5 protein-coding genes and 1 pseudogene are annotated in these 3465 nt (G+C 35.4%); 5 read left to right on the plus strand and 1 reads right to left on the minus strand.

Annotated elements, in window-relative coordinates:
* Positions 1-526 precede the first annotated feature (526 nt).
* The 5 genes and pseudogenes from ACFSKL_RS21995 (at position 527) to ACFSKL_RS22015 (ending at position 3074) form a co-directional block, all read left to right on the plus strand.
* On the plus strand, positions 527-976 hold the full coding sequence (locus ACFSKL_RS21995; RefSeq protein WP_376889401.1) for a hypothetical protein: 450 nt from the start codon (positions 527-529) through the stop codon (positions 974-976).
* A gap of 232 nt (positions 977-1208) precedes the next feature.
* The gene (locus tag ACFSKL_RS22000) at positions 1209-1934 is read left to right on the plus strand and encodes a type IV toxin-antitoxin system AbiEi family antitoxin domain-containing protein (RefSeq protein ID WP_376889402.1); all 726 of its coding nucleotides are present in this window, start codon (positions 1209-1211) and stop codon (positions 1932-1934) included.
* A gap of 112 nt (positions 1935-2046) precedes the next feature.
* Complete coding sequence (locus ACFSKL_RS22005; protein ID WP_376889403.1) at positions 2047-2292, plus strand: hypothetical protein; 246 nt, start codon at positions 2047-2049, stop codon at positions 2290-2292.
* Between the two features lie 12 nt (positions 2293-2304).
* Positions 2305-2415, plus strand: a pseudogene (locus tag ACFSKL_RS22010) (hypothetical protein); the annotation flags it as partial.
* Positions 2416-2426: 11 nt separating this feature from the next.
* Positions 2427-3074, plus strand: a complete 648-nt coding sequence (locus ACFSKL_RS22015) for a hypothetical protein (protein WP_376889404.1) — start codon at positions 2427-2429, stop codon at positions 3072-3074.
* A 49-nt stretch (positions 3075-3123) separates the two neighbouring features.
* Here the strand turns inward: ACFSKL_RS22015 and ACFSKL_RS22020 are convergent.
* Positions 3124-3465 (minus strand): MBL fold metallo-hydrolase (locus ACFSKL_RS22020; protein WP_376889406.1); only part of this gene is annotated, 342 nt, incomplete at its 5' end.

The raw sequence follows: 3465 nt of genomic DNA on the forward strand, positions 1-3465 counted from the left end.
AAATGTATTTTAGCTGTATAAAGTAAATATTGTTCAGGAATTAGGTCTTCGTTACCAAAGATAAGCTAAGTTAAAGAAATGTATAAGTCCTAGCAAGTCCGTCTATATAAATTTTGATTTCAATTTTGTAGTTCTTAGGAACAAGTTCAACGTATGACGAATGTTTTTTTAACAAATACTTGATGACACTGAACTGATTTTCTTCTGGTCGGCAATTGACAAAGTAGCATATTGGACATACTATAGCTTACGAAGAATATATATCAAATTCACGGATATGGAAATAGGCAGTCCAGAATAACTGGCAAAGAACAGAACCACAGCCCTACCCTTTCCTCAAAGACCTGCATAAGATGAAGCCCACTTTATTAGATTCAGTTTATGAATCATCTTTCAACGACAAATACCAATTTATGAAATCATTTCAAATCTTAGGTTTTCATATTTAAAATTTACCTGATAAGAAAAGAAATTAGGTTAGTTCCTAAACTAAGCATAAAATATTTGAGGTTTATTTTACCATCTAATGGCAAGTAAGGGCTTTATCCTTACCTGTTTTCCCCATCAAACTGATCATCCAGGCAATAAAAAGTTGAAAGCGATCTATTCCCTGAAAATGGTTCTTCGAAAAAAGCCTCTTAAACGGGGCTTTTCATGTTTAGGAGAGAATTTGTGGATAGGACATCTTTTGCTTTTATCTTATAATCGGGAAATTAAAAACAATATTAGGTTTAACACCATTTGGAATACTGTGAAAAAAGCAATGGTTAATCTATCTTCATATTCAAAAGAGTTTGCAGAAGAAATAATTAGCAGATTGGAAGATTTTATAGCTGATAATGTTACAGCCATAGAAGATGTCAAGTACAACTATGATATAATTGAAGACATTAAATCAAGCCTTTTAAAAGACAGGTTAAAACCAAATTCTTATAGAATTAAGGAATGTATTTCTTTTTATGAGGAGGTGTTTTAAAAAAACTCAATCATCATTTATGTTAAAAAATTGTTTTTAATTCTAAAAATATTAATATTGTATTTGAGGAATTCTAATTTATTTTTGATAGGCTTTGGTTTGATACAAGTATCAAACCAAAGCCTATCAAGGAAAGTTCCTACACTATTTATTTTTTACTAAATGTTTAAAATGTCCAGTTTTTTAATTAAAAAACTGGACATTTTATTTTTATTCATTACTTTTATATCCCATGAAAATAACTGATTACATAGCATTTACGATAGATAGATTCCCAAAGGGATTTGTATTCACCTACGCTGATTTTACCACAGAGGTGAAACAAAAAGAAGCTGTAATTAAAGCGCTAAACCGCATGGCACAATCAGGTAAAATCGCTAAACTATCAAAAGGAAAATACTACAAACCTGAAAAAACAATTTTTGGGGATCTTCAACCTGAACAGAAACAGATAGTCAAAGACTTGCTGGAAGAAGATGGAAAAGTCACCGGTTACCTAACAGGTTTTAGCATTTTCAGTAAACTGGGGTTGACCACGCAAATAAGTAATACTATACAAATCGGGAAAAATCAGGTTCGCCCTAGTTTTAAAAGAGAGCGTTATACCATTTCTTTTATAAAACAAAAAAACATCATTACTAAAGACAACATACCCTTTTTACAAATATTGGATAGCATTCGTTATATCAAAAAAATACCTGATGCCAGTGTGGAATCATCGTGCAAACGATTTTTGGCTATCATCAAAAATTACATCGACAAAGAAGTCATTACTCTGATTCGATTAGCCTTAAAATACCCACCTGCCACAAGGGCTTTATTGGGAGCTATATTAGAAGAGCTACAGCTAGGAAAAACAACCGAGCCACTTTTTAAGTCATTGAATCCAATCACTAAGTATAAACTCACTGGCGCAGGAAAAGTATTATCCAGTACCGAAAAATGGAATATTATATGAAGCTGCACGAAAGCAAAACCTTATTTAGACAAGCTATTCGGTTTACAGCAGACCAAATGAAAATTCCTGCAATCTATTTTTGAACTTCTTTCACTCACCAGCATTTGATGAAATGCTATTGAAAGTAGCCAAAGATGATGTGATGAGCTTCAGAAACAATAACAAATGGTTAATATTTCACCCGAATGATGCTCTAATCTTCAAAGACTTAGAAAAGGTGTGGAATGAGTTAAAAACTATCTATACCGAGAATTTTAAAAACCTGGTTTATGGAGAATTACCTAAAGAAGAAGACGTCTTAAAAATCTTAAAAATGATTCAAGAAAGACTTAAAACAATCACTTGGACTATTAAATAGGAGCTAAAAGTAGATTTGATTATTCTATTAGCGGAGAATGATTACCCTCCAGTAGATAGGGACGAAGTGTATAAGGGGATTTTTGAGCAGGCGGAGAATTTTAAGAAATATAGGACCGGATAAAACCTACAAAAATGCCACTCCATAGAGATCTGATCTATATAGACGATAAAGATGTAACCGACCAGGTAAAACACTTTAGGTACGCGGGAGGCAAGTGCCATGTGGTTTTCAAGACTGGAGACAAGGAATATGCTTACAGTAAGGACCGGGCAGTCATCACTAAAACCGCACTAAGCGAAGATGGGACTTTCCAAATATTCCAATACCTGAAAGAAATTGCTGAGGCCATCGGGCTGAAAAATGATAGAGCCGAAAGTATCCTTGCCAAAAGCTATGGATCTATTGCCCAGATACCAAATGACAGCATACTTTCCAACCGACAACCCCAACCGGTTAAATGTGGCTATTTCCAACACGAGGGATGTTTCAGAAATAAAAATAACCTTGAATGGATAGACATGAACAGATGTGTTTCATGGGGACAGTCCGGTGATGCGTATAATCGAGAGAAAAGGGAAATCCCAACCCCAAACCTCTCACAACCTGTCCCGTCATATGGGAGAACCGTATCTCAAATTTGGAAAAAAGCATCCGCTGCTACAGGACAAAACATGATCCTCACTCCCACCCATTTCGAAAGCTCTTATTATGAGGTATCTTATCGTAAAATCAAACGGGCTTTGCCCATATGGCATTTTTCGGGAACCATTCCTTCTTAAAAATTACCTGATAAGAAGCCCGAGGTTACCCACTGTTTGCCGTTGTCTTTCACTCTACACCAGTCCACCATTGTTTAAATTGCTGATCGTTATCATTCAAATTTACAATTTCCCCGATAATTGGTGTTACCAAAGGTATGTTTCCTTCATTCAGTTCCGTGATTTTTATCAAGGGTTCGTCCCAGGGGTGATATGCCATTACAAATTTTGAAGAATGGACAGGAAATATGCGTTTGGCATTTAGCTCTTTTGCCACTTTTAATACTTCGTCTGGCAGCATATGGATGGCCTGCCAGGCTACATTATATTGGCCATTGTCAAGAATTGCCAGGTCAAATCCCCCGAATTTCTCACCGATTTCGGCAAAATGCGTATCATAACCACTGTCCCC

The organism is Belliella marina (assembly GCF_042682445.1).
Classification (GTDB): domain Bacteria; phylum Bacteroidota; class Bacteroidia; order Cytophagales; family Cyclobacteriaceae; genus Belliella; species Belliella marina.

What these genes read in the sequence shown, in the direction of transcription:
- ACFSKL_RS21995 (WP_376889401.1), top strand. Translation starts at nt 527, where the DNA reads ATGGCAAGTAAGGGCTTTATCCTTACCTGTTTTCCCCATCAAACTGAT.
- ACFSKL_RS22000 (WP_376889402.1), top strand. Translation starts at nt 1,209, where the DNA reads ATGAAAATAACTGATTACATAGCATTTACGATAGATAGATTCCCAAAG.
- ACFSKL_RS22005 (WP_376889403.1), top strand. Translation starts at nt 2,047, where the DNA reads ATGCTATTGAAAGTAGCCAAAGATGATGTGATGAGCTTCAGAAACAAT.
- ACFSKL_RS22015 (WP_376889404.1), top strand. Translation starts at nt 2,427, where the DNA reads ATGCCACTCCATAGAGATCTGATCTATATAGACGATAAAGATGTAACC.